This window comes from Neisseria perflava, assembly GCF_002863305.2.
Lineage (GTDB): Bacteria > Pseudomonadota > Gammaproteobacteria > Burkholderiales > Neisseriaceae > Neisseria > Neisseria perflava_A.
Genome location: NZ_CP136962.1, coordinates 2,250,023 through 2,273,925, shown reverse-complemented (window position 1 = coordinate 2,273,925; position 23,903 = coordinate 2,250,023). Strand labels below are relative to the sequence as shown.

The 23,903-nt window shown below is 50.1% G+C and carries 26 protein-coding genes; 16 read left to right on the top strand and 10 right to left on the bottom strand.

The genetic code is table 11. The features are described 5' to 3' along the window. Positions 1-61 precede the first annotated feature (61 nt). Together CYJ98_RS10725 and CYJ98_RS10720 are read left to right on the top strand one after the other, a co-directional pair. Positions 62-694, top strand: a complete 633-nt coding sequence (locus CYJ98_RS10725; protein ID WP_101756168.1) for a hypothetical protein — start codon at positions 62-64, stop codon at positions 692-694. A gap of 471 nt (positions 695-1,165) precedes the next feature. Further along, complete coding sequence (locus tag CYJ98_RS10720) at positions 1,166-1,579, top strand: cytosine permease (RefSeq protein ID WP_234395601.1); 414 nt, start codon at positions 1,166-1,168, stop codon at positions 1,577-1,579. An 89-nt stretch (positions 1,580-1,668) separates the two neighbouring features. Here the strand turns inward: CYJ98_RS10720 and CYJ98_RS10715 are convergent, their stop codons facing one another. Continuing rightward, positions 1,669-2,025 (bottom strand): hypothetical protein, encoded by a 357-nt coding sequence (locus CYJ98_RS10715; RefSeq protein WP_101756169.1) that lies wholly within the window; start codon positions 2,023-2,025, stop codon positions 1,669-1,671. A gap of 110 nt (positions 2,026-2,135) precedes the next feature. Then, positions 2,136-2,471, bottom strand: a complete 336-nt coding sequence (locus tag CYJ98_RS10710; RefSeq protein ID WP_003684489.1) for a hypothetical protein — start codon at positions 2,469-2,471, stop codon at positions 2,136-2,138. Positions 2,472-2,759: 288 nt separating this feature from the next. Here CYJ98_RS10710 and CYJ98_RS10705 point away from each other — a divergent pair, with 288 nt between their 5' ends. The 4 genes from CYJ98_RS10705 to CYJ98_RS10690 all read left to right on the top strand — a co-directional run bounded on the left by CYJ98_RS10705 (position 2,760) and on the right by CYJ98_RS10690 (position 7,235). Continuing rightward, positions 2,760-3,254, top strand: coding sequence for a restriction endonuclease (locus tag CYJ98_RS10705; protein WP_101756170.1), 495 nt, complete (start codon positions 2,760-2,762; stop codon positions 3,252-3,254). 21 nt (positions 3,255-3,275) lie between these two features. After that, on the top strand, positions 3,276-4,139 hold the full coding sequence (locus tag CYJ98_RS10700; protein WP_101756171.1) for a mechanosensitive ion channel family protein: 864 nt from the start codon (positions 3,276-3,278) through the stop codon (positions 4,137-4,139). Between the two features lie 71 nt (positions 4,140-4,210). Continuing rightward, positions 4,211-5,077 carry a hypothetical protein gene (locus CYJ98_RS10695; RefSeq protein ID WP_101756172.1) on the top strand — a complete coding sequence of 289 codons (867 nt, stop codon included), beginning with the start codon at positions 4,211-4,213 and terminating at the stop codon, positions 5,075-5,077. Positions 5,078-5,198: 121 nt separating this feature from the next. Further along, positions 5,199-7,235: a M3 family metallopeptidase gene (locus tag CYJ98_RS10690; protein ID WP_101756173.1), complete on the top strand. Its 2,037-nt coding sequence runs from the start codon at positions 5,199-5,201 to the stop codon at positions 7,233-7,235. A gap of 190 nt (positions 7,236-7,425) precedes the next feature. On the opposite strand, the gene CYJ98_RS10685 is transcribed toward CYJ98_RS10690, so the two are convergent. Next, positions 7,426-7,689 (bottom strand): hypothetical protein, encoded by a 264-nt coding sequence (locus CYJ98_RS10685; RefSeq protein ID WP_101756174.1) that lies wholly within the window; start codon positions 7,687-7,689, stop codon positions 7,426-7,428. 234 nt (positions 7,690-7,923) lie between these two features. Here CYJ98_RS10685 and CYJ98_RS10680 point away from each other — a divergent pair, with 234 nt between their 5' ends. Together CYJ98_RS10680 and CYJ98_RS10675 are read left to right on the top strand one after the other, a co-directional pair. Then, on the top strand, positions 7,924-8,343 hold the full coding sequence (locus tag CYJ98_RS10680) for a CopD family protein (RefSeq protein WP_101756175.1): 420 nt from the start codon (positions 7,924-7,926) through the stop codon (positions 8,341-8,343). Positions 8,344-8,381: 38 nt separating this feature from the next. Continuing rightward, positions 8,382-8,852: a CYTH domain-containing protein gene (locus CYJ98_RS10675; RefSeq protein ID WP_101756176.1), complete on the top strand. Its 471-nt coding sequence runs from the start codon at positions 8,382-8,384 to the stop codon at positions 8,850-8,852. 151 nt (positions 8,853-9,003) lie between these two features. Here the strand turns inward: CYJ98_RS10675 and ubiG are convergent, their stop codons facing one another. From ubiG to CYJ98_RS10655, 4 genes are all read right to left on the bottom strand, one after another. Beyond that, complete coding sequence (ubiG, locus tag CYJ98_RS10670; RefSeq protein WP_070584652.1) at positions 9,004-9,717, bottom strand: bifunctional 2-polyprenyl-6-hydroxyphenol methylase/3-demethylubiquinol 3-O-methyltransferase UbiG; 714 nt, start codon at positions 9,715-9,717, stop codon at positions 9,004-9,006. A gap of 162 nt (positions 9,718-9,879) precedes the next feature. Next, a complete protein-coding gene (locus CYJ98_RS10665; protein ID WP_101756177.1) occupies positions 9,880-10,410 on the bottom strand; it encodes a c-type cytochrome in 531 nt (176 codons plus the stop codon). Between the two features lie 467 nt (positions 10,411-10,877). Then, positions 10,878-11,150 (bottom strand): GIY-YIG nuclease family protein, encoded by a 273-nt coding sequence (locus CYJ98_RS10660; protein ID WP_101756178.1) that lies wholly within the window; start codon positions 11,148-11,150, stop codon positions 10,878-10,880. After that, the gene (locus CYJ98_RS10655) at positions 11,147-12,037 is read right to left on the bottom strand and encodes a LysR family transcriptional regulator (protein WP_101756179.1); all 891 of its coding nucleotides are present in this window, start codon (positions 12,035-12,037) and stop codon (positions 11,147-11,149) included. The genes CYJ98_RS10660 and CYJ98_RS10655 overlap by 4 nt, the downstream gene beginning before the upstream one ends. Positions 12,038-12,156: 119 nt before the next feature. On the opposite strand from CYJ98_RS10655, the gene CYJ98_RS10650 reads away from it, so the two are divergent. From CYJ98_RS10650 to CYJ98_RS10630, 5 genes are all read left to right on the top strand, one after another. Continuing rightward, complete coding sequence (locus CYJ98_RS10650) at positions 12,157-12,813, top strand: NAD(P)-dependent oxidoreductase (protein WP_101756180.1); 657 nt, start codon at positions 12,157-12,159, stop codon at positions 12,811-12,813. 432 nt (positions 12,814-13,245) lie between these two features. Continuing rightward, the gene (locus CYJ98_RS10645; RefSeq protein WP_004520918.1) at positions 13,246-13,785 is read left to right on the top strand and encodes a DUF924 family protein; all 540 of its coding nucleotides are present in this window, start codon (positions 13,246-13,248) and stop codon (positions 13,783-13,785) included. 112 nt (positions 13,786-13,897) lie between these two features. Further along, positions 13,898-15,262 (top strand): tRNA uridine-5-carboxymethylaminomethyl(34) synthesis GTPase MnmE, encoded by a 1,365-nt coding sequence (gene mnmE, locus CYJ98_RS10640; protein WP_101756181.1) that lies wholly within the window; start codon positions 13,898-13,900, stop codon positions 15,260-15,262. Between the two features lie 1,030 nt (positions 15,263-16,292). Then, positions 16,293-18,095, top strand: coding sequence for a DNA recombination protein RmuC (gene rmuC / locus CYJ98_RS10635; protein WP_101756182.1), 1,803 nt, complete (start codon positions 16,293-16,295; stop codon positions 18,093-18,095). A gap of 38 nt (positions 18,096-18,133) precedes the next feature. Then, complete coding sequence (locus tag CYJ98_RS10630) at positions 18,134-18,928, top strand: glycosyltransferase family 8 protein (RefSeq protein WP_101756183.1); 795 nt, start codon at positions 18,134-18,136, stop codon at positions 18,926-18,928. A gap of 166 nt (positions 18,929-19,094) precedes the next feature. Here the strand turns inward: CYJ98_RS10630 and dapD are convergent, their stop codons facing one another. The 3 genes from dapD to fur all read right to left on the bottom strand — a co-directional run bounded on the left by dapD (position 19,095) and on the right by fur (position 21,490). Further along, positions 19,095-19,916 (bottom strand): 2,3,4,5-tetrahydropyridine-2,6-dicarboxylate N-succinyltransferase, encoded by an 822-nt coding sequence (gene dapD, locus CYJ98_RS10625; protein WP_004520923.1) that lies wholly within the window; start codon positions 19,914-19,916, stop codon positions 19,095-19,097. A gap of 252 nt (positions 19,917-20,168) precedes the next feature. After that, complete coding sequence (gene aat, locus CYJ98_RS10620) at positions 20,169-20,915, bottom strand: leucyl/phenylalanyl-tRNA--protein transferase (RefSeq protein ID WP_101756220.1); 747 nt, start codon at positions 20,913-20,915, stop codon at positions 20,169-20,171. Positions 20,916-20,992: 77 nt separating this feature from the next. Further along, a complete protein-coding gene (gene fur, locus CYJ98_RS10615; protein ID WP_003682812.1) occupies positions 20,993-21,490 on the bottom strand; it encodes a ferric iron uptake transcriptional regulator in 498 nt (165 codons plus the stop codon). A 151-nt stretch (positions 21,491-21,641) separates the two neighbouring features. Between fur and CYJ98_RS10610 the strand changes: the two genes are divergently transcribed. The 3 genes from CYJ98_RS10610 to prmA all read left to right on the top strand — a co-directional run bounded on the left by CYJ98_RS10610 (position 21,642) and on the right by prmA (position 23,833). Then, positions 21,642-22,037, top strand: coding sequence for an outer membrane protein assembly factor BamE (locus CYJ98_RS10610; RefSeq protein WP_049333683.1), 396 nt, complete (start codon positions 21,642-21,644; stop codon positions 22,035-22,037). 9 nt (positions 22,038-22,046) lie between these two features. Continuing rightward, positions 22,047-22,856: a 4-hydroxy-tetrahydrodipicolinate reductase gene (gene dapB / locus CYJ98_RS10605; protein ID WP_101756184.1), complete on the top strand. Its 810-nt coding sequence runs from the start codon at positions 22,047-22,049 to the stop codon at positions 22,854-22,856. 89 nt (positions 22,857-22,945) lie between these two features. Then, positions 22,946-23,833 (top strand): 50S ribosomal protein L11 methyltransferase, encoded by an 888-nt coding sequence (gene prmA, locus CYJ98_RS10600; RefSeq protein WP_101756185.1) that lies wholly within the window; start codon positions 22,946-22,948, stop codon positions 23,831-23,833. Positions 23,834-23,903: the final 70 nt, after the last annotated feature.

Here is a 23,903-nt window from a genome sequence, read left to right as displayed (position 1 = left end):
AACCCGACGGCTTCATCCTGAAAGAGTTATTTAATCACTAATTGAGTAAAGGAAATTTAAAATGAATAAAGAATACGAGGATGTTTATTATCTAGATTTGTCTAGTGAGAAAACCTTAAAAGAGTCTATTGCTGATTTAGTTAACGACCATTTAAAAGGTGAAATCTCAACTCATGACTTTGTAACTTATTTAGATATTGCTAATAGCGTTATTCAAGAGTTAAACGAAACACGTAAGTGTTTAGACGCGTTTATTAAGAAAATTCGATATCATTCGATTAAAATGAGTGAATATATTGTAATGAATTACGTAGAAGAGGTAGATTTTGTTTTTACTCTGAATCCCACATACGAGCAACTATATCAAAAATTTATTGAGCGTAGTCAGTATCTTACCCAAGAATGGATACGTTACGAAAAAGAATTCGGCATGAGCTTAAACTATATAAAACCAGATGATCACTTCATGTTTGTATTCAGAATGGCAAACTTAATCACCGATGAATTTGAATCACGACAATCTCCAGATCCCGATTTACAACACACCTATCTTCTGGCTCGCGAAGTGCCTTATCTACTACAAAAAGCTCGTGACCTAGCACTACATCTAAATGTGAAATTAGTTACTGATAAATACTTCATGAAGAAATATTTAGGTAAACCCACTTATCCTAGTGTAGTTTATACTGGTTAGTATAAACCACCTAAAGGTCAGGTAGTGATACCAGGTTCTATTACTCCTCCACGTCCTAAAATGGATCGCAATGACAATACTCGTAAATATTAAACTAGAAAAGAAATTAATTATGCTCTACTCTCGTTATAATGATGATGAAATCCTATCTAAAGCTAGAGCTGTTTCTAAATTAAGAGATTAAGTTAATGAAACTGCCCGTCAGTACGGTAAATTCATTAATGCGGTTCATAAATCTCAAGGTGTTGAAGTACTCTCTTCTGTTGTTCAATACCTAGCGAAGAATAACCATAAAGCATTTAAAGCTTTCGCGGAACATCAGCCGTTAGATAAGAAATAAGGTCGTCCTTACTTCGGTATCAAAATCAGTAACCCTTTTATGACGAAAGGCCTGATTCCTTCGACAACCGCCGCGCCAGCCGTACGCGCTTTGCGGCAGTAAACCTGCCCATTTTGCTGGGCATAAGCGCAGTGTCCGCACTATTGCTGTGGATTACCCAATCATGTTTGGGTCAATGCGGCATCAACCGGCAGGTCGGCGGCGCAGTGTATGTCTTTGCTATCGCCCTTTACGGCCTACTGCACTATCAAAGCACTTGGCTGGAAAAGCGGTGCAATGATGCCGGAAAAGGGCATTATCCGGCGATATGGATGTTCAGAATCAGCATCGTACTTGCCGCCATCAGCCTGATATTTCCGATATACACATTGCCTATGGTGGCGGGCGGACTGCTTCAATTCGCCTACGGCATGATATTGCCATCCAACCCTCTACCGAATCTGATGGGCTACCCAAAAGCCAACTCAACAGCCCTGCAAATCTGCGCGCTCTTAGCATGTATCACGGCAGTGTTGATGGCTGTCGGTTTGCCGCATTGGTTTTAAGTGTTCCCCAATAAAGCAAAGGTCGTCTGAAAACCTTGTATAGAAGGCTTTCAGACGACCTTATTGTATAGAGAGATTATCTGAAAAGCTTATTGCATAAAGCCTTTGACTAATAAGGAAAGATAACCCACAACAAAGGGGAACGACAATGCCGAAAGAATGCCAAGCACCCAGTAAATACATTGGTTCAGTACAGTTTTTGAGGCGGTAAGCCGCAGCAGTTTGAAATACAGAGAGAACCAAGTGGATGACAAGACAATAATCAGCAAAAAGCTGACTAGGGAGAAGGAACCGGAGAAAACGTATCCCAGCATTGTCCCTATCGCGGCATAAAGCATGCCTGCGCCTAGCGCCCATTTCCAGATGGGATAAAGCCTATCGGGGAAATTCAGTGTTCCGGAGGCTTGGAGCCTGCCGAATACCAATACAAATATGATGTCAAACATGATAATGGCTGTTTTAGTGTAGGGTACGACAATATATATGAAAAGGGGGTGAAAATACCCCCCCCTTTCCCTACAGATGCCCCATATCAGAGGCCGTCTGAAAAACAGTTTTATTTAACGATTTCAACCGGACCGTGGTCGTCGCAGTGGTCGCCGTGTTGGTGATGCAGGCGGCCGTTGACGATGTAGTCGACGTGATCGCCGTGCGGTACGGCTTCGTGGCCGCAACCTTCGCCGTGAACGTGGCCGTGGCAGGTGTCAACCGGATGGCAACCGTCAGGATTGGTTTCATTGACGCTCAGGGCGTGCTCGTCGTAGTGGCCGTTGTGCTCATGGTGCAGGTGGCCGTCGTGCAGATAATCGACGTGGCCTTCGTGTTTGATGGCAGTGTGGCCGCAGTTTGCGCCGTGGACGTGGTCATGATGTTCGTGGGTTTTGCAGGTCATTTTTCTCTCCTAATGTTCAGTGAATAGCAATCTTTCTCGATTGATTATTCCATCTTATCTTTTTTTCATGCAACCGTAAAAAAATTTACAGTTATTAATATATTGTTACGATATATCATCTGTTGATATATCAGCCTATTTTGTTTTTCAGACGGCCTTTTATTTATTATTCATTTATTTTCAGCGGGTAATTTAACCCTTTCCGCCTATGCTGAATATCGAATTTTTTAGCCGTAACGGGTAATATTGAAACCAAGGGATGAATCCTTCAAACAAACAGGTACTGCAATGGGAAAGCAAGCCAAACTTTATATGGTTCGCAGCACGCAAGGTGCGCTTTATGATGTATTTTTTGAACGCGGTGTGGCGGCGTTGGCCTGGCCCATGCTGGCCGAAGCGGCGGCCAAGGGTTTTAGCCGTGAGGAACTGACGGATATTTACCGTTCGGCCGTGCCGGATGTGAAATTGAGAACGGCGCAATCGGGTGCGGCTCAGATGTGGCGTTTTGTCAATGAGTTGGCCGATGGAGATGCCGTACTGACCTACTCGCCTGCCCTGCGCCGTTATCGGGTCGGCAGGATTACGGGCGGCGCGGTGCATTGTCCGCAATGGGACGATGAAAAAATGTCGCTGGTGCGGCCGATTGAGTGGCTGGGAGAAGTATGCCGCGATGATTTGAGCGTGGCAGCGCAACGGGCTTTGGGCAGCGTGGCAACTTTGTTTGCGGTATCGGAAGCGTGTGCGGCAGAAATTTTTGAACGCGTGGGTTTTCAGACGGCCTAAGAAGGGAAAGGAAACAGGATTATGTGGAACACCATGCATGAATGGCTGAACGCTTTGCCTGTCAGTGAAGAAATCATCAAATCGGCATTGATGTCGGTATTGATGATTGTGGCCGTCATTGCCGGGCGCAGCATCTTGCTCTCGGCGCATTTTCGCAGCCATCCGGATTTGAGTATCGAAAATAAACGCCGTTCGCTGGTGGTCAGCCGCAACGTGACCATGCTGCTGATCCTGCTCGGGCTGGCGATGATTTGGGCGGCACAGATTCAAACTTTGGCCTTGTCGATGTTTGCAGTAGCCGCGGCGATTGTGGTGGCAACCAAAGAGCTGATTATGTGTTTGTCCGGCAGCATCCTGCGCTCGGTAACCAAACAATACTCCATCGGCGACTACATCGAAATCAACGGCCTGCGCGGACGGGTGGTCGATATCAATATGCTGAACACGCTGATGATGCAAATCGGCCCTAATCCGTTGATCGGCCAACTTTCCGGCAAAACGCTCTCGTTTCCCAACAGCCTGCTTTTGAGCCATACCGTGCGCCGCGACAATATTTTGGGTAATTATGTGATTCATACGGTGGAAATCCCCGTGCCGATTCATTTGGATTCGGACGAAATCATAGGCCGTCTGAAAGCCGTTCTTGATCCGTTGTGCGCAGCCTATGTTCCCGTTATCCAACAATATTTGGAAAACGTTCAAGCGCAAAAACTCTTTATTACCCCCGCCGCCCAGCCGCGCGTGTCCCGCGTGCCGCATGATGACAAGGTGTACCACATCATCGTACGCTTCGCCTCCCCCGTTTCCAAACGGCTGGAAATACAACAGGCCGTCTTAGACGAATTTTTGCGCACGCAATACCGACTGATCAACCAAACAAAATAGTACGGTTTGTTTATTGATACAATCAAATCCCTTACAATAATGAAGTTCACAATCAACAATAAGGAAAAGTCATGTTGCCCGAATCAGCCCTTGCCGAAATGTATCCCGTCATTATGACCCCCAGCCATGACGGCAAATATTTCCACAACTACACCCTCTCGCTTCTGAACATCGTCCACACCAACGCCTCCCTCGGCCTGCCGCTGCAAGTAATGATGCAGCGCGGCGAAAGCCTGATTACGCGCGCGCGCAACAACTGCGTGGCCAAATTTTTGGAAAACAAAGAATGGACGCATTTATTCTGGATTGACTCCGACATCGGCTTCTCTCCCGACTCATTCTACCGCCTGCTCTTGGCCGATAAAGACGTTGTAGCCGGCGTTTATCCACTCAAACGCGAAAACTGGCCCCAAGCAGGCCTTCCTGCCGGCATGACCCAAGCCGATTTCGAGCGCATGTACACTTCTTACACCGTCAATACCAACGACAAAAATGAAAACGGCGAAATCGTCCTGAAAGTCGATGAAGAAGGCTTTATGAAGGTTCATGACGCACCAACCGGCTTCATGGTTATCAAACGCAGCGTATTTGAAAAAATGATAGAGGCCTACCCCGAGTTGAACTACGTCTCCGACAGCGACTACAGCCCGGAAAACAAAGGCCTGCACTACCGCTTCTTCGACTGCATGGTCGATCCTGAAAGCAAACGCTATCTGTCCGAAGACTACACCTTCTGCCACCTCTGGCGTCAAATCGGCGGAGAAGTGTACGTCGACGTACAATCCAACCTGACCCACCAAGGCGCAAAAGTGTATCGCGGCTCGTTTGCCGAATCCCTGCAAACCAATGTTGCCAATGCGGTTTATGCCCCAGAAGGCACCACTATGCGCCTCGAGCTGGCCGCACCATTGCACGCCAATCCGCGCGGCGCAGAATAAGATTGGTTGATAGATAGGCGGAACACTTTAATTCTGTCTGTCTGCCACCATATAACGCCTATCGTTTTCTTTTCAGACGGCCACAAGGCCGTCTGAATCCATCTTATTCAGGAGAAACCATATGAGCGACAACGTCCTGCTCCACTTGGGCGAAGAACCCCGTTTCGACCAAATCAAAACCGAAGACATCAAACCCGCCCTGCAAACCGCCATTGCCGAAGCGCGCGAACAAATCGCCGCCATCAAAGCGCAAACGCACACCGACTGGGCAAACACCGTCGAAAAACTGACCGACATTACCGAACGCGTCGGCCGCATTTGGAGCGTGGTTTCCCATCTCAACTCCGTCGTCGATACGCCCGAGCTGCGTGTCGTATACAACGAATTGATGCCTGAAATCACCATTTTCTTCACCGAAATCGGTCAAGACATCGAGTTGTACAACCGCTTCAAAATCATCAAAAATTCTGCCGAGTTCGACACCCTCTCCCAAGCGCAGCAAACCAAGCTCAACCACGACTTGCGCGACTTCGTCCTCAGCGGTGCCGAATTGCCGCCCGAACAGCAGGCAGAACTGGCGCAACTGCAAACCGAAGGCGCGCAACTGGGTGCCAAATTCGCACAAAACATCCAAGACGCGACCGACGCTTTCGGCATTTACTTTGATGATGCCGCGCCGCTTGCCGGCATTCCCGAAGACTCCATCGCCATGTTTGCCGCCGCTGCGCAAAGCGAAGGCAAAACAGGCTACAAAATCGGCCTGCAGATTCCGCACTACCTCGCCGTTATCCAATACGCCGACAACCGCGAACTGCGCGAACAAATCTACCGTGCCTACGTTACCCGTGCCAGCGAATTGTCTGACGAAGGCAAATTCGACAACACGGCCAACGTCGAACAAACCCTCGCAAACGCGCTGAAAACCGCCAAACTGCTCGGCTTCAAAAACTACGCCGAGCTGTCTCTGGCAACCAAAATGGCGGATACGCCCGAACAGGTTTTAAACTTCCTGCACGACCTTGCCCGCCGCGCCAAACCGTTTGCCGAAAAAGACTTTGCCGAAATCAAAGCCTTTGCGCGAGAAAACCTGAATATCGAAGATCCGCAATCTTGGGATTTGAGCTACGCCGCCGAAAAACTGCGCCAAGCCAAATACGCCTTCAGCGAAACCGAAGTGAAAAAATACTTCCCTATCAGCAAAGTATTGGCAGGCCTGTTTGCCCAAATCAAAAAACTCTACGGCATCGAGCTGGCTGAAAAAACCGTCCCCGTTTGGCACAAAGACGTGCGCTATTTCGAGCTGAAACAAGACGGCCAGACCATCGGCGGCGTTTACATGGACTTGTACGCACGCGAAGGCAAACGCGGCGGCGCATGGATGGACGGCTACAAAAGCCGCCGCCGTTTCGCCGACGGTACGCTGCAACTGCCGACTGCCTACCTCGTCTGCAACTTTACCCCGCCGGTCGGCGACAAAGAGGCGCGCTTGAGCCACGACGAAATCATCACCCTCTTCCACGAAACCGGCCATGGCCTGCACCACTTGTTGACCCAGGTTGACGAAGTGGGCGTATCCGGCATCAACGGCGTCGAATGGGACGCGGTCGAGCTGCCCAGCCAATTCATGGAAAATTTCGTTTGGGAATACGACGTATTGGCACAAATGTCCTCGCACGAAGAAACCGGCGCGGTATTGCCGAAAGAGCTGTTCGACAAAATGCACGCGGCCAAAAACTTCCAACGCGGTATGTTCCTCGTCCGTCAAATGGAATTTGCCCTCTTCGACATGGAAATCTACCATCAGGAAGATGAAGCCCGTCTGAAAGAATGGCCGCAAATCTTGGACAAAGTGCGTCAAGAAGTCGCCGTGACCCAACCGCCGGCATACAACCGCTTTGCCTTGAGCTTCAGCCACATCTTCGCCGGCGGCTACTCCGCAGGCTATTACAGCTATGCATGGGCGGAAGTTTTGAGTGCAGACGCTTATGCGGCGTTTGAAGAAAGCAACGATGTTGCCGAAACCGGCCGCCGCTTCTGGGAAGAAATACTGGCCGTCGGCGGTTCGCGCAGTGCAGCCGAATCCTTCAAAGCCTTCCGCGGCCGCGAACCAAGCCTGGATGCCCTGCTCCGCCACAGCGGTTTCGACAACGCAGCTTGATTTGAAAACCCGCCGTTTTAAACAGAACGGTTGCTGATTCAAAATTAAAGGCCGTCTGAAATGTTTCAGACGGCCTTTCGGTTGGCACAATTAATGAGGAACAATAAATACGTCCAATCTCTAACAATTTTTTCGGAAGAAACTGAAGCACGTATTTCAAACCCCAATCTCCCCCGGCCCATCGCTAAAATTAATTTTTGCCCTTTTTATCGCCGGCATTCAAGCGCATATTGATAAATTCCATCATCAAATCTTTTTTCGTCCAGAAAAAGGTTTTCATTTTTTCCAAAGAATAGATTTTCCGAATCATCGCCGGCAATCCTGCGTGAACAATGGCTGCGACTTCGCCATTGGTTGTTTCGTTGTCCATGGCGGCTTTAAGGTTTAGATTGCGCGTATTCAGGTAGTTGCTAAGCTCTTTCCTGACGCTGTTGCTGATTTCGAATTGTTTCATGTTTTCCGTCCATAATGTTTTTATAATTAAATAGCATAGGATTCTAACAAGTTTTTTGCATCGTGCATATCTCAACTTGCATATTGTTGCGGAATTTACAATTTGGTTTTTGGGTAATTTTGTGCCTGCAACACATTGTTGCGGCGCACTAAATCGGATTGTTTTGACTATTTTGTTTTGGCTTAAGCAGTATTGCGGATAAAATAATGGTTTTAGGTTTTAAGGCCGTCTGAAATGTATTTGTGGTTTAAGCTGCTGCATGTGTTTTTTGTAATTTCTTGGTTTGCCGGACTGTTTTATCTGCCGCGGATTTATGTGAATCTGGCGCAATTAGAGCCTGGCAGCGTGGAATATGTACGGCTGACGGATATGTCGCGGCGGCTGTACCGCTTTATGTCGCCTTTGGGCTGGGGAACGCTGATATTTGGCGCGGCCATCGGGTTTATCAATAATTGGTGGGGCAACGGCTGGCTGGCGGTTAAATTATTGTGCGGCCTGCTGCTCTTGGCTTACCAGCTTTATTGTGGCCTGCTGCTGCGCCATTTTCAAAACGGCAGCAATGTGTATTCGCACCGCTGGTATCGGGTATTCAACGAACTCCCCGTATTGATGATGGTGGCCGCGCTTTATATGGTGGTTTTCAAGCCGTTTTGATCTTCAGACGGCTTGTTTGGTAAATAAGGAAAGAATTCATGACGATCGAAATCGAACGCCGCTTTTTGCTGGCGGATGACAGTTGGCGCGAAGCGGCAAGCGAGCCTCTGGTGTTGCAACAGGGCTATTTGAGCGTGGAAAAAGAGCGCACCATCCGTGTGCGGATTATCGGTTCGCAAGCCTGGCTGACCCTGAAAGGCTATATTTCCGACATGACGCGCAGCGAGTTTGAATACGAAATCCCGCTGGCTCACGCGCAAGCGATGATGGCGGATATGTGTCCGTTTAAAATGGAAAAATACCGCTACCGGGCCGAATTTGAAGGCTTTGTGTATGAAATCGACGAATATTTCGGCGACAATGCGCCATTGATTGTGGCGGAAATCGAATTGCCGTCTGAAGATACCGAGTTCTCCAAACCGTCTTGGTTGGGCAAGGAAATCACGGCAGACGGTAAATTCACCAATGCGTATCTGAGCAAACATCCATATTCGTCTTGGACGGAATAACGAGTACAACCCACATACAAAAAAGGCATGTATCGCACATGCCTTTTTTCTTTTCAGACGGCCTGATTTGCCTTACCGATATTTGTATCGAGCTGCTTTCGACATACCGTTTCAAATATTGGGCAAGCCCTTGTGTTTTATCCGTGTAGCCTTACGCCGGACGGCAGGCCACCATGTAGTTGACTTCGGTTGAGTCGCACAAAGAATAACGGCCGCTCAACAAATTATAGGTCATGCCCTTGCTTCCGACGGTATCCAATCCGGCTTGGCGGCACATGCGAGCGAGTTCTGCCGGCGTGATAAATTTTTTCCAGTCGTGCGTGCCTTTGGGGACGAATTTCAACAGATATTCTGCACCGACAATCAGATGCAGATAAGATTTGGGATTGCGGTTGATGGTGGAGAAAAACACCATGCCGTCGGGTTTGACCAGTTTCGCACAGGCTTGAACGATGGCAGACGGATCGGGAACGTGTTCCATCATTTCCATACACGTTACCACATCGAAGCTGTGCGGCTGCTCGGCGGCGAGGTCTTCGACGCGGATGCAGCGGTAATCGATATTGGCAACGTGTTGAGCGGCCGCATGGGCAGCGGCGGTTTGCAGGGATTTTTCCGCCATATCGATGCCGGTCACGTGTTCTGCACCGCGTTTGGCCATGCTTTCCGACAAAATACCGCCGCCGCAGCCTACATCCAGCACGCGTTTGCCTGCCAATCCGGCATAGCCGTCGATATAGTCGAGGCGCAAGGGGTTGATGTCATGCAGGGGCTTGAATTCGCCGTTTTTATCCCACCATTTGTCGGCGATTTGGCTGAATTTGGCGATTTCGCCGGCATCTACGTTGTCGTGTTGATTGCTCATGGTTTGCTCCTGCATAAAATAATTCGCCTGATTTTAGCCGATTGCGCTTCAAAATAAAATGTTTCAGACGGCCTTTGCCCGTTTATCGGCCCTATTTCAACTTTCATCCGCCTGAATATAAAAAACGCACCTTGTGGCAAGGTGCGTTTCAATCGGTGCGATTTAGAATTTAGCGCCGGATTCGTTGGCCATGTAGTCAACTGCGGCTTTCACTTCGTCGTCGCTCAAGCTGCCGTTGCCTCCTTTGGCAGGCATGGAATTAAAGCCTTCGAGGGCGTGTTTGTGCAAGGTGTCTTTACCTTGTTTAATGCGAGGCGCCCAGTCTTCTTTTTTGCCTATGGCAGGAGCACCGGGAATCAAGCCGCTGTGGCATGCTTTACAGTTCGCTTCAAAAACAGCTTTGCCGTCCACTTTGGCGGATTCGGCAGGCTTGGCTTCAGCGGCAGGCGCTTCGGTTTTCTCTTCAGGCTTGGCCGCTTCTTCAGGTTTAGCGGCTCCCTCTGCTTTGCTGGCAGCGGCTTCGGCTTTATCGGCAGCTTCTTGAGCGGCAGATGCAGCATCGGCAGCAGAAGCAACTTCGTTTTTAACTTCAGATGCAACGGCTTGAGCAGTCTCTTGTGTCTCCTGTTTAGCCTCTTGGGAACAAGCTGTCAAACCAGCCATCATCATTACGGCAATCAGTAATTTGTTCATGTTCGGTCTTTCCTTAGTTTTAGTTTAAATCACTGTTTTATATAAACAGCTTAAAAATTCTAGCATAGAAACTAATACTTTCGACCTACACTATAATAAATATTGGTATAAATCAGATTTTGTCTCAAAAACTGAAAAACATATTGACACCACCTCTCTACTCGGATAGAAATTTACCCCATTTGTCATGAAGCGCGATAACTTTCATTTTATTGTTCAATCAGTTACTCATTTTATTTTCAAAGTTTCTTTTAGAATTCAACTTTTTACCTACTTCTCCATGAGTAGCGTCAACCTGAAAGCCATCCCCATCTCAAAAAGGCCGTCTGAATCCCAATCAGGTTTCAGACGGCCTTTTTGAATTATGTTAATAAACATTTGCCGCTTGCCTATGCAAAACACACCAGCAGACTTACCTATTTATGTGGTTATTCATATTCCGACGACAATTTAATCCATTGCTGCCATTAGTCTTTTGCCAATGTTTCAGCTTCAGCCCACAATTCCCGCTTCTGCTCCGCCGTCAATTTCTTAATCCCGATTTCCCGTTTCAGCGCTTCACTTTTGTTCAGGCCGTCTGAAACGATGCGCATCTCAACAGGCTTGTTCAACCGCGTGTATTTCGCGCCTTTTCCTGACAAATGCGTTGCAAATCGCTCTTGCGGACGGTTGCTGATGCCGCAATAAAACGCGCCGTTTTCACACAAAATCAGGTAAACGCTCCAATTGTCCGCGTTCATAAATCCCCTTCCTTGGCAAAACTCTCAGTAAAAATGCGCACGGCAGCCTCGGTTTTGGCAGACTGCACACGATAAGGCGTGACCAAATAAAGGCTGACCGGAGGCAATGTCCATTCGGGTAAAACGCTTTTCAGACGGCCTTGTGCAATTCTCTCCCTCACTTCGCCGCCCACTTGCAACGACAAACCGAAACCGCTTTCGGTCAAGCTACGCACAGCGGCCAAATGCGTGCAGGCAATGCTGTCGGAAATATCGAGAAAATAGCTTTCTTCACCATTTTGCAAGGTGGTGCGGACAGGTAAAAAATGCAGCCAGCGGTGCGCATGAAGCTGCGCGGGATGGGTGATGGGCGGATGGCGGTCGAGATAATCGGGGGCGGCGCAAATGGTGTACGGCCAGGTAACGAGATGGCGCGCGACCAGATTGGGATCGTCCAAAGCGCGGTCGCCGCCGCGTATGGCGATGTCGGTCTGATTGTGTTGCAGGTCGTCCAAGGTATCGCTGAAATTGAGGACGGGACGGATTTTAGGGAACTCGGTTTGCAATCGCGAAAAGGCCGTCTGAAAAGCGCGGGATTCGATGACCGTAGAAGTCAGGGAAATCCGCAATTCGCCGACAGGTTCGGTTTTCAGATTGTCGATAACGGTACGCGTATCGGACAAGGTAGCGGCGAGGCGGCGGCAGTATTCGCCCAAGGCGCGGCCGGCATCGGTGGGCGAAAGGCTACGCGTACTGCGGTTTAACAGCTTGATGCCGTGCAGGGTTTCAAGGCGGTTGATGTGCTGGCTGACCGCCGACGGGGTCATGCCCAGCGCGGCAGCGGCGGCGTTCATGCTGCCGTGTTCGAGGACGGCAGTGAAAACAAGCAGGGGTTTGATGTCTTGCATTTTGACTGATTATGTAGTTTAACTTCACAATCATAACAGCAAAACAGGGATTATCAAGCGTTTCAGACGGCCTTACAATGCACTCATCTAATCAATCACATCCCCACAAGGAGTTAAACATGAAAATCGCAGTCATCGGTGCAACAGGTTATGTCGGCAACGCAGTCGTGCAAGAACTGGCAGGCCGCGGTCATGAAGTAACCGCTTTCGCCCGCAATACAGACAAAGTTTTCCAAGCGCAAAATGTTGCCGCCGTTTCCGCAGATGTCAACGCGGCGAATTTTGCCGACAAACTGGTCGGTTTTGATGCCGTAGTCAGTGCCTTCAACCCGGGCTGGACCAATCCCAACATCGGCGCGGATTTTACACGCGGCGCAAACAGCATCGTCGAAGCGGCAAAAGCAGCGCAAGTGCCGTATCTCTTGATTGTCGGCGGCGCGGGCAGCCTGTATGTCGCGCCCGGTTTGCAAGTTATCGATACGCCCGATTTCCCCAAAGCCATTTACGACGGCGCCAATGCCGCACGCCATCTCTTGGCAGAACTCCTGCCGCGCCGCGACGTGAACTGGTCTTTCGTTTCCCCTCCTGCACGACTGGGCGCGGACGGCGGCTTCAGCGAAGACAAAACCGGCAAATACCGCTTGGGCAAAGACGATTTGCTGATGGACGGTGAAATTCCGGCAGGCATCAGCGTGGCTGATTTGGCAGTCGCCATCGCCGACGATGTGGAAAACAAAGCGCATTTGTTTGAACGCTTTACCGTCGCCGCTGTTTAATCATCTTAATTTAAAGGCCGTCTGAAACTAAAAGTTTCAGACGGCCTTTGCATGCGCTCATCTCATCAATCGAATCTCAACAAGAAGTCACACATGAGAATCGCAGTGATTGGTGCAACAGCTTATGTCGGCAACGCAAGCAAAGTTTTCCAAGTGCAAAATATTGTCGTCGTCTCCACATACGAATAAAATCTGTCGGCAATTTATATCAAAATTACAAAAATATTTTGAACAAAGTGAAGGAACTGTACCAGAGTAGTAAGGAGCCCATCCTGAAAAGATGTAGATCATAAATTGCATATTGTGAGCAACAATCCGCTCCGCTACCGATCTTTTCTCACGCAAGCGCTGATGGTTAAGATGATCTGAAAGCATCTCTCTAATTTTTCAGACGGCCTCAATTTTCCCTGTACTCTATTTCAAGGAGTTTTCATGACACCTCAAACTGTCTTAGATTTCTGGTTTACCGAAGAAAACCACCCTTTCCAATTTGCCCGCAACAATGGATTCGATGCCCAAATTCGCGCTCAATTTTTCGATATCTGGCAGCAGGCAGCTCGCGGCGAACTTTCACACTGGCGCGATACTCTGCAAGGCAGGCTCGCCGAAATCATTATTCTTGACCAATTCTCGCGCAATCTGTTCCGCGACAGCCCTCAAGCGTTTGCCCAAGATACTGCTGCACTCATTCTTGCCCAAGAAGCCGTTCGCCAACCCGGCTTCGCCGACCTCCTTCCGCATGAACGCCATTTCATGCTGATGCCGTTGATGCACAGCGAAAGCCAAGTTATCCATGAACAAGCCGTACCGCTGTTTGAACGCTATACCAATGAAAACGCATTGGCCTTTGAAATCAAACACAAAGTCATCATCGACCACTTCGGACGCTATCCGCACCGTAACGCCGTATTGGGGCGTAAAACCACGGAAGAAGAAGCAGAATTTCTGAAGCAGGAAGGTTCATCATTTTAATTCCATCAAAGTCAAAGGCCGTCTGAAACCGAAATCAAGGTTTTCAGACGGCCTGCATCATCGTGAAATCACTATATAATACCGTCTATTAAATTCCAGATACGAGCCAACCATGTCCGTAACCCAACCCACCATCGCCGCCATCGCCACCGCACCCGGACGCGGTGGAGTCGGCGTTATCCGCCTTTCCGGCAAAAACCTGTTGCCTTTGGCGCAAACCCTCAGCGGCGGCAAAACGCCCAAACCGCGCACCGCGCTTTACACCGACTTTCTCGGCGGCGACGGGCAGCCGATAGACAACGGCATCCTGCTCTACTTCGCCGCGCCCGCCAGCTTTACCGGCGAAGACGTGATTGAATTGCAGGGACACGGCGGCCCCGTCGTGATGGACATGCTGCTTTCGCGTTGCCTCGAACTGGGCGCGCGTATGGCGGAGCCGGGCGAATTTACCAAACGCGCCTTCCTCAACAACAAACTCGACCTTGCCCAAGCCGAAAGCGTCGCCGACCTCATCGACGCCTCTAGCAAGTCCGCCGCCCGCATGGCGTTGCGTTCGCTCAAAGGCGCGTTTTCCCAACACATACACGAGCTGGTGGACGACCTTATTACTTTGCGGATGCTGGTTGAAGCCACATTGGACTTCCCTGAAGAAGATATCGACTTTCTCGAAGCCGCCGACGCGCGCGGCAAGCTCCAAGCGTTGCAAGGCCGTCTGAAAACCGTGCTTGCCAGTGCGGAACAGGGCGCGATTTTGCGCGAAGGCATGAACGTCGTCCTCGTCGGCGCGCCCAACGTCGGCAAATCCAGCCTGCTCAACGCCTTGGCGGGCGACGACATCGCCATCGTAACCGACATCGCCGGCACCACCCGCGACACCGTGCGCGAACAAATCACCCTCGACGGCGTGCCTGTCCACATCATCGACACCGCCGGCCTGCGCGAAACCGACGACGTAGTCGAACAAATCGGCATCGAACGCAGCCGCAAAGCCGTCTCCGAAGCCGATGTCGCCCTGATTCTGATTGACCCGCGCGAAGGCGTGAACGCCAAAACCCAAGCCATTTTGAACAGCCTGCCCGAAGGTTTGAAAAAAATCGAAATCCACAACAAAGCCGACCTGACCGGCGAACCCGTTGCCGTCCGTTCAGACGGCCTCGCGCAAACCGGTGCGGACACCGTCATCAGCCTGTCCGCCAAAACCGGCGCGGGTCTCGACTTGCTCAAACACGCGCTCTTGCAGGAAGTCGGCTGGCAGGGCGAAAGCGAAAGCCTGTTCCTCGCCCGCAGCCGCCACCTCAACGCCCTGCACGAAGCCGAAGCCGAGCTGGAAAACGCCGCCCTCTGCAACAACAACCAAATCGAGCTTTTCGCCGAACACCTGCGCCTCGCCCAAAACGCGTGCAGCGAAATTACCGGTGAATTTACCGCCGACGATTTGCTGGGCGTGATTTTCTCGCGCTTCTGTATCGGCAAATAAAACGGTTTACCATCAAATACAAAGGCCGTCTGAATGTTCAGACGGCCTTTTTATCACCAAAACAAGCTTTGTTTTACTCGTATTTATTTATCGGCAGCTTCTGCCATATTCTTGACGATATTGGTCGCACCCACTGTCAAACCGGACATGCCGATCAGAGAAGCTGCGGCCAATTTGATTAATTTTTTCATTCTGACTCTTTTCTGTGTATTGATTTGAGGAAGCGTTGTGTGTTTTTATTTGTCGGCATCAGCCATATTGTGGGCAATATTGGTTGCACCGGCGGTCAGGCCGGACATGCCGATTAAAGAGGCTGCAGCCAGTTTGATTAAAGTTTTCATTGTTTGTCTCACTTTCTTGTCTGTCGGCCGAAAAACGGCCTAAGTTGCGTTTTCTAAGGTATTGTAATTGATTCGTTTATAATTGAATTATTTGTGTATGGCCGTTTCGATATTACGGGAGATGCCGATGGCAGAAGCCGATATTCCGGACATACCGATTAAAGAAGCGGCAGCAAGCGTTATTAAATTTCCCATTTTAAGTAGTCCTTTTTCATAGAAACAAAATGTTATTTAACAACATACACATTTTTTCATCGGCATCTGCGCTACCGACAGGGCGAATCATACCGTTTTAAATGTAAACTAATACAGCTTAATCGTAAATATATAGCGCAAAAATCAAACATATCAATATTTTTTGTTAATTTCCATTATTTTTTGAAAATGACACCGATGTCTTACCAAATGACACCGATGTCTTGATTACATACGCACTACAAACGTGTTTCATTCCCCCCATAAAATCCCACTTTTTTTGTTGCAAAATTGCACTCTAAATAAAATAAATTTTAAAATTCAATATCTTATAAATTTATATTTTTTACAACAAAAATATTTAATTAGTCAAAACCAATACCCTTGATAGCTTCTTTTAAAAGAAAACCCACGTTACCCGCACACATCCGACCATAAAATGCGTTGCAAATATATGATATAGTGAAACATTCCGCATATTGACTATTTCCAGCATGAACACCACCCTAATCCTGACCGGCGCGGCCGCATTTTTTATCGGCGCGCTGTTTGCTTGGCTGATAACACGCTACCAAGCCCAAAACCGACACTTTATTGTTTTGCAAGAATTGGCCGAAAGCCGCCGCCTGCATGAGTTTGCCGAACAGGTACAGGCTCAAACTGCGGCGGACTTGGCGCAAAGCCGCCATACCGTGCAGGAATTGCAAGACGAATTGCAGGAGACGGGCAACCGCTTTGCCGCAGCCGAAAAACAGATTGCCTATCTGCAAGATTGCGAGGCCGAAGCCGAAGCTTTAAAACACGAATGTGCAAAATGGCAGCAAAGTGCGCAAAACCTGCAAATCAACAACGAACTCCTAAACACGCAACTGGCTCAAGAACAGGCATTGAGTGCGGATAAAAATACACTTTTACAACAGCAGGAAACGGAAAAAGGCCGTCTGAAACAAGACTACGACACGCTTTTGGAGCAAAACCATGCGCTGCAAGTCCAAAATGAACGCCTCTCCACACAACTGGCGCAAGAAAAAGCCAATATCGACGACAAAAACAGTCTTTTACAGCAACAGGAAGCTGAAAAAGGCCGTCTGAAACAAGAATACGCCGCCCTTTTGGAGCAAAATCACGCGCTTCAAGTCCAAAACGAGCGCCTCAATACCCAATCGGAAAAAGACCGTCAGGCTGCCGAAGAAAAACTGACCCTGCTGGCAGATGCGCGTAAAAACCTGAGCGACCAGTTCCAAAACCTCGCCAACACTATTCTGGAAGAGAAAAGCCGCCGCTTTACCGAACAAAACCACGACCATCTCCAACAACTGCTCAATCCGCTCAACGAACGCATCCACGGCTTCAGCGAGCTGGTTCAGCAAACCTACGAAAAAGAAGCCAAAGAGCGCCTGACCATCGAAAACGAGCTCAAACGCCTGCAAACCCTCAACACCCAGCTCCACCACGATGCCAAAGCGCTGACCACTGCGCTGACCGGCACGCAAAACAAAACCCAAGGCAACTGGGGCGAGATGATTTTGGAAAGCGTATTGGAAAATTCCGGCCTACAGAAAGGCCGCGAATACATCGTTCAAGCCTCCAGCGTCCGCCACGAAGCAGATGGCACCCAACGCCGCCTCCAGCCCGACGTCCTCATCAATCTGCCCGACAACAAACAAATCGTCATCGACTCCAAAGTATCGCTGACCGCCTACGTCCGCTATACGCAAAGCACCGGCGCAGAAGCAGAACGCGAGCTTGCCAACCACGTCGCCAGTATCCGCGCCCATATCAAAAGCTTGGCAGCAAAAGATTACACCGACCTTGAGGGTATCAAAACGCTGGACTTCGTCTTTATGTTCGTCCCTGTCGAACCGGCCTACCTCCTCGCCCTGCAACACGATCCAAACCTCTTCCAAGAGTGTTTCGACAAACGCATCATGCTGACCGGCCCCAGTACCCTGCTCGCCACCCTGCGCACCGTTGCCAACATCTGGCGCAATGAGCAGCAAAACCAAAACGCGCTGGCGATTGCCGAGGCAGGCAGCAAACTCTATGACAAATTTGTTGGCTTTGTCGAAAGCATGGACGGCATCAATAAAGCGCTCGGTCAGGCTCAATCCCAGTTTCAGACGGCCTATGGCCGCTTGGTTTCCGGCAGGGGCAACCTCATCAGCAGCACCGAAAAACTGCGCAAATTGGGCATCAAAGCCGGTAAGCAACTGCAACGCGATTTATTAGAAAAAGCCATGTTGGAAAACGAAGACCACGCCGCCTTACCGACCGCACAAGCCCAAGAAAATGACTGATAAAATTTAAGGCATTGCAAATAAAGGGAATTTAACCAATGAGCAACATCACCATCGTCCTTGCCGCCGATACCGGCTATGCCGAGCAGGTTCATACACTGATGAAGTCCGTCTGTACCCACAAAAAAAATGTCAATTTCTACCTCATGCACAATACCTTCAGGCGGGAATGGATCGACTATACCAACCAAAAGCTCGCAGCCAGCGGCAGCCGTCTGAATGATGTCAAAATCGAGATGGACTTCAGCCAATATCGCCGCCTACCCCATATTTCGGATGCCGCATTTTTCCGTCTGATGATGCAACATCTGCCTGTCGACCGCGCCCTGTATCTCGACAGCGATATGGTGGTTACCCAATCCCTACACGATTTGTTCAACCTCGATATGCACGGTTATCCCGTTGCGGCGGTACAAGACTCCTTTCTTGCCCGTACCGAATGGAATCACCCGACCGGCCTGCACACTACGCCCTATTTCAATTCCGGTATGTTGTTGGTCGACCTGGCGCAATGGCGGGAACACAATATCGCAGCGCAACTGCTGCAAACTGCTACCACCATTGATAAATCCGTTCCCTACGGCGACCAATGCTTTCTAAACACCGTATTTCAAAAAAATTGGCTGCAATTGGAAGAATCTTGGAATTTTCAAACAGGCGCAGTCCAATATTTCCAAAAACGAAATCTCGGCGAAATATTCCCCAAACCTGACACCGTCCCGCCCGTTATCCACTACACCACACGCGCCAAACCGTGGTTGTGCGATTACGGCAAGATTCCTTTTGAAGAAATCTATTGGCAATACTATTGCGCCGACTGGCCGAAAGCGTAATTTCAGGCAGAGATTTTTATCTATCATCAAAAACAAAAGGCCGTCTGAAATCGTTTCAGACGGCCTTTAAACCATAAAAAACAGGCAGAACATTCTGCCTGTTTTTTTGTTCAAAACTAACCATAGAGTGAGCATACCACCCTCAGTCGGCATTATCGTTATCCGATTAGATACCGCGTAACAATTCGTTCACACTGGTTTTCGCACGGGTTTGTGCGTCCACGCGTTTAACGATAACTGCGCAGTAGAGGCTGTGGCTGCCGTCTTTGGAAGGCATGCTGCCGGATACGACAACCGAACCAGCCGGTACGCGGCCTTGATAGATTTCGCCGGTCGTACGGTCAAAGATTTTGGTGGATTGACCGATGAACACGCCCATAGAAATCACGCTGCCTTCTTCGACAATCACGCCTTCAACAATTTCAGAACGCGCACCGATGAAGCAGTTGTCTTCAATAATGGTCGGGCTGGCTTGCAGAGGCTCGAGTACGCCACCAATGCCGACGCCGCCGCTCAAGTGCACGTTTTTACCGATTTGCGCGCAAGAGCCGACAGTCGCCCAAGTATCGACCATCGCACCTTCGTCAACGTATGCGCCGATATTGACATAAGAAGGCATCAACACGACATTTTTAGCTACAAAGCTGCCGCGGCGGGCAACCGCACCCGGAACTGCGCGGAAACCTGCGCTGCGGAATTCGTCTTCAGACCAATCGGCAAATTTAGTCGGCACTTTGTCGAAGTATTTGTTCACACCGTCGTTGAGGATTTCATTGTCCTGAATGCGGAAAGACAGCAATACGGCTTTTTTCGCCCATTCGTTGACTTTCCATTCGCCCACGCCCAAACGCTCGGCAACGCGCAGTTTGCCGGAGTCGAGTTGATGAATGGTTTCCAAAACCGCTTCACGCACTTCCGGGGTAACGGTATTCGGATTGATTTCGGCACGGTTTTCAAAAGCCGTTTCAATGATGTTTTGCAAAGACATGTTGATTCCTTCAAGAGATCAGGGCCATCTGAAACCTATTCAGGCCACCCTATTACAAATATTTAACTCGTTATTTTGCCATGTAAAAGCGATTTCGTCAGCTATTAACATGATTAGCGCCAAGCGTTACACGGCTGGATTTCGGTTAAAGCCAAGATTTTCAGACGGCCTGCTTAAGTGAATTATTTTCTAACTAATTGTCCAGCTACGATATACAGACTGTCGCTTCTGCCGACACGCCGTGCCGATAAATCAATCTTCGCCGCCAATCTTTTGCAGAAGATTTTCAACCACCACGCCGTATTCGATATTCCGCTTTAACGGTTTCGCGTTCCAATCCTTCAAGGCCGTCTGAAAGTCGGCAAAATTCATCAGCTGCGAACCGAAACGGCGCATATGTTCGGTATCCTGCTGACAGTCTATCAGCGCAACGCCCAAATCCGATAAAAACGGGACGGCGCAGGCAAACGCAATCTTTGACGCATCGGGACGCAAGGCAAACATCGATTCGCCATAAAACACGCAGCCGATTTGCACGCCGTAAAATCCGCCTGCCAACTGCATTTCGCCTTGTTCATCAGGCAGCCAACATTCAAACGAATGCGCATGCCCCTGATGGTGCAGCTTCAAATAGGCCGTCTGAAACGCAGGTTCTATCCACGTTCCGTCCTGTTCCGGACGCGGCACATTGGCGCAATGGGCAATTACTTTTTCAAAACAGCGGTTGACCGTTACCCGATAAGGCTTGTGACGCAAAGTTTTGGCGAGCGATCGGCCGATACGCAGGTTTTCCGGCACAATCACGGCACGCGGCGCAACCGCATACCAGAAAAACCAACCGTCGCGGCTAAACCACGGAAAAATCCCCTGCCCATACGCCGACAACAGTCGCCCCGTATCCAAATCGCCACTGACGCCGACCAAGCCGTCGCATTCATCTAATGCGTAAGACGGGTCGGGGAAACGATAATCCCGTGGCGCAAGTAAAGGAATCCTCATCGTAAAGCCCATAAAGTTTCAGACGGCCTCAGGCTGAAAATGCCCAAGGCCGTCTGAAAAATCAACATACAAACTGATTAACGTTTGGTTTTGGTTTGGCATTCGCCGCATACGCCATACATATACAGCGCGTGATCGACGATGCGGTAGCCGTTTTCTTCGGCGATTTTGTCTTGCAGCGCTTCGATTTCCGGATTGTGGAATTCGGTTACTTCGCCGCATTTCACGCAGACGATGTGGTCGTGGTGATCGCCTTTGTCCAATTCGTAAACCGCTTTGCCGGTTTCAAAGTGGTGACGTTGCAAAATGCCGGCCTGTTCAAACTGGGTCAACACACGGTAAATCGTCGCCACGCCGATTTCCACGCCCTCTTCCAACAGGATACGGTACACATCTTCCGCACTCAAATGCTCCTCGGCATGAGTCTCGAACAAGTCCAAAATTTTCAAACGTGGACCAGTAACTTTCAAACCGCTGTCTTTCAATTGCGCAATGTTGCTGAATTTTTCCATAATATTCAATATCCCTGTAAGGTAATAACCGTTATAATACGCACTTTCCGCCCGTTTGCCCACTATTGGGCCGTTAAAGGGCGGCAATCTGCCGCCGGTCTTGCAATTGAAAATCGGCGAAAAGAAAAATTAAGAAGATGATTATCGTTTGCTTTTTAAAAATATTCAAGCGATGATAAACATCTTTCCCGAAATGACACAGAAAGGTAAGCCCGTGAATAAAGCCTTATGCCTTGCCATCGCCGCTATTTTAGGTCTGGCCTCATGCAGTGCCGAGCGCGTATCCAACTTTCCATCCTACAAACTCAAAATCATTCAAGGTAACGAGCTCAATCCCCGCGCCGTGGTTTCCCTGCGCCAAGGTATGACCCGCGACCAAGTCCAACTGCTGCTCGGTACGCCGCTCCTGCGCGACGCCTTCCACGCCGACCGCTGGGATTACACTTTCAACACCAGCCGCAACGGCATCATCAAAGAACAAAGCAACCTGACCCTGTACTTTGAAAACGACGTCCTCGCACGCGCCGAAGGCGATGCCATTCAAAAATCCATCGAAGCGGTTCAAGCCGGACAAAACATCGTTCCGACCACTGAAACCAAACCGCAATAAGGAAGCCCCATGAGCGCATTGAAAATCGCCATTGCCGGCGTCAACGGCCGCATGGGCCGCATTTTGGTTGAAGCGGTCAACAACCATCCCGATGCCGTCCTCTCCGGCGCACTCGAGCATTCCGGTTCGGAAGTATTGGGTTTGGATGCAGGCTTCGCCTCCGGCCTCAAAACCGGCGTTACTATTTCAGACGACGTGGATGCCGTACTGGCTCAAAGCGATGTCCTCATCGACTTTACCCGTCCCGAGCCAACCCTGAAACACCTGCAAAAATGCGTGGAAAAAGGCGTCAACATCATCATCGGCACGACCGGTTTTGACGACGCAGGCAAAGCCGCCATCCAAGCCGCAGGCGAGAAAATAGGCGTTGTCTTCGCCGCCAACTTCAGCGTCGGCGTCAACCTGACCTTCCACATCCTCGACACCGTCGCCCGCGTGTTAAACGAAGGCTACGACATCGAAATCATCGAAGGCCACCACCGCCACAAAGTCGATGCCCCAAGCGGTACCGCGTTGCGTATGGGTGAAGTCATTGCCGACGCACTCGGCCGCGACCTCAAAGAATGTGCCGTTTACGGCCGCGAAGGCCATACCGGCCCGCGTGATCCGTCCACCATCGGTTTTGCCACCGTCCGCGCAGGCGACATCGTCGGCGACCACACCGCCCTCTTCGCCACCGACGGCGAGCGCGTGGAAATCACCCACAAAGCCAGCAGCCGCATGACCTTTGCCGCCGGTGCCGTACGTGCCGCAGTTTGGGCAAACGGCAAAAAAGGCCTGTACGATATGCAAGACGTACTGGGTTTGAAAAACCGATAAACCCGCATCATCAGGTTTCATACATTACAAGGCCGTCTGAAAGCACAACGTCGATTTTCAGACGGCCTTATTAAAAAGAAAGCCCCACCATGTCCTATCAACAAATCACCATCAACGTCAACGATGCCGTCGCCGAACGCCTTGCCGACGCGCTGATGGAACACGGCGCATTGTCCGCCGCCATTGAAGATGCCTACGCCGGTACAGAAAACGAGCAGGCCATTTTCGGCGAGCCGGGCATGCCGACCGAGCAAATCTGGCAACAAAGCAAAGTCATCGCCCTTTTCGGCGAAAGCGACGATGCCGCTTCCATTATCGAAGTCGCCGCGCAGGAATGCGGTTTGAACGATTTGAAATACACCGGCGAAATCCTTGAAGATCAAGACTGGGTGCGTCTGACCCAAGCGCAATTCGACCCGATTCAAATTTCCGACCGCCTGTGGATTACCCCGTCTTGGCACGAAGCGCCCAACGGCAACGCCGTCAACCTGCAACTCGACCCGGGCCTTGCCTTCGGCACCGGCAGCCATCCGACCACCCGCCTCTGCCTCAAATGGCTGGACACGCAGCTCAAAGGCGGCGAAAGCGTGTTGGACTACGGCTGCGGCTCAGGCATTTTGGCCATTGCCGCCCTCAAACTCGGCGCAGGCTCCGCCATCGGTGTAGATATTGACGAACAAGCCATCCGCGCCAGCAAAGACAATGCCGCGCAAAACAACGTCGATGCGCAGTTCTACCTGCCGGACGGCCTACCGCAAGGCCAATTTGATGTCGTTGTCGCCAACATTCTGGCCAACCCGTTGCGTATGCTCGGCGAAATGCTTGCCGCGCGTACCAAACAAGGCGGCCGCATTGTCTTGTCCGGTCTTTTGGACGAACAAGTCGAAGAACTCAGCGGCATTTACAGCCAATGGTTCGACATCGAGCCTGCCGAAATCGAAGAAGGCTGGGCGCGATTGAGCGGCGTCAAACGCTAAACCTGTTTTCCGATACAAAGGCCGTCTGAAATTTAATCTTTCAGACGGCCTTTTTGCACTTAAAACGCTG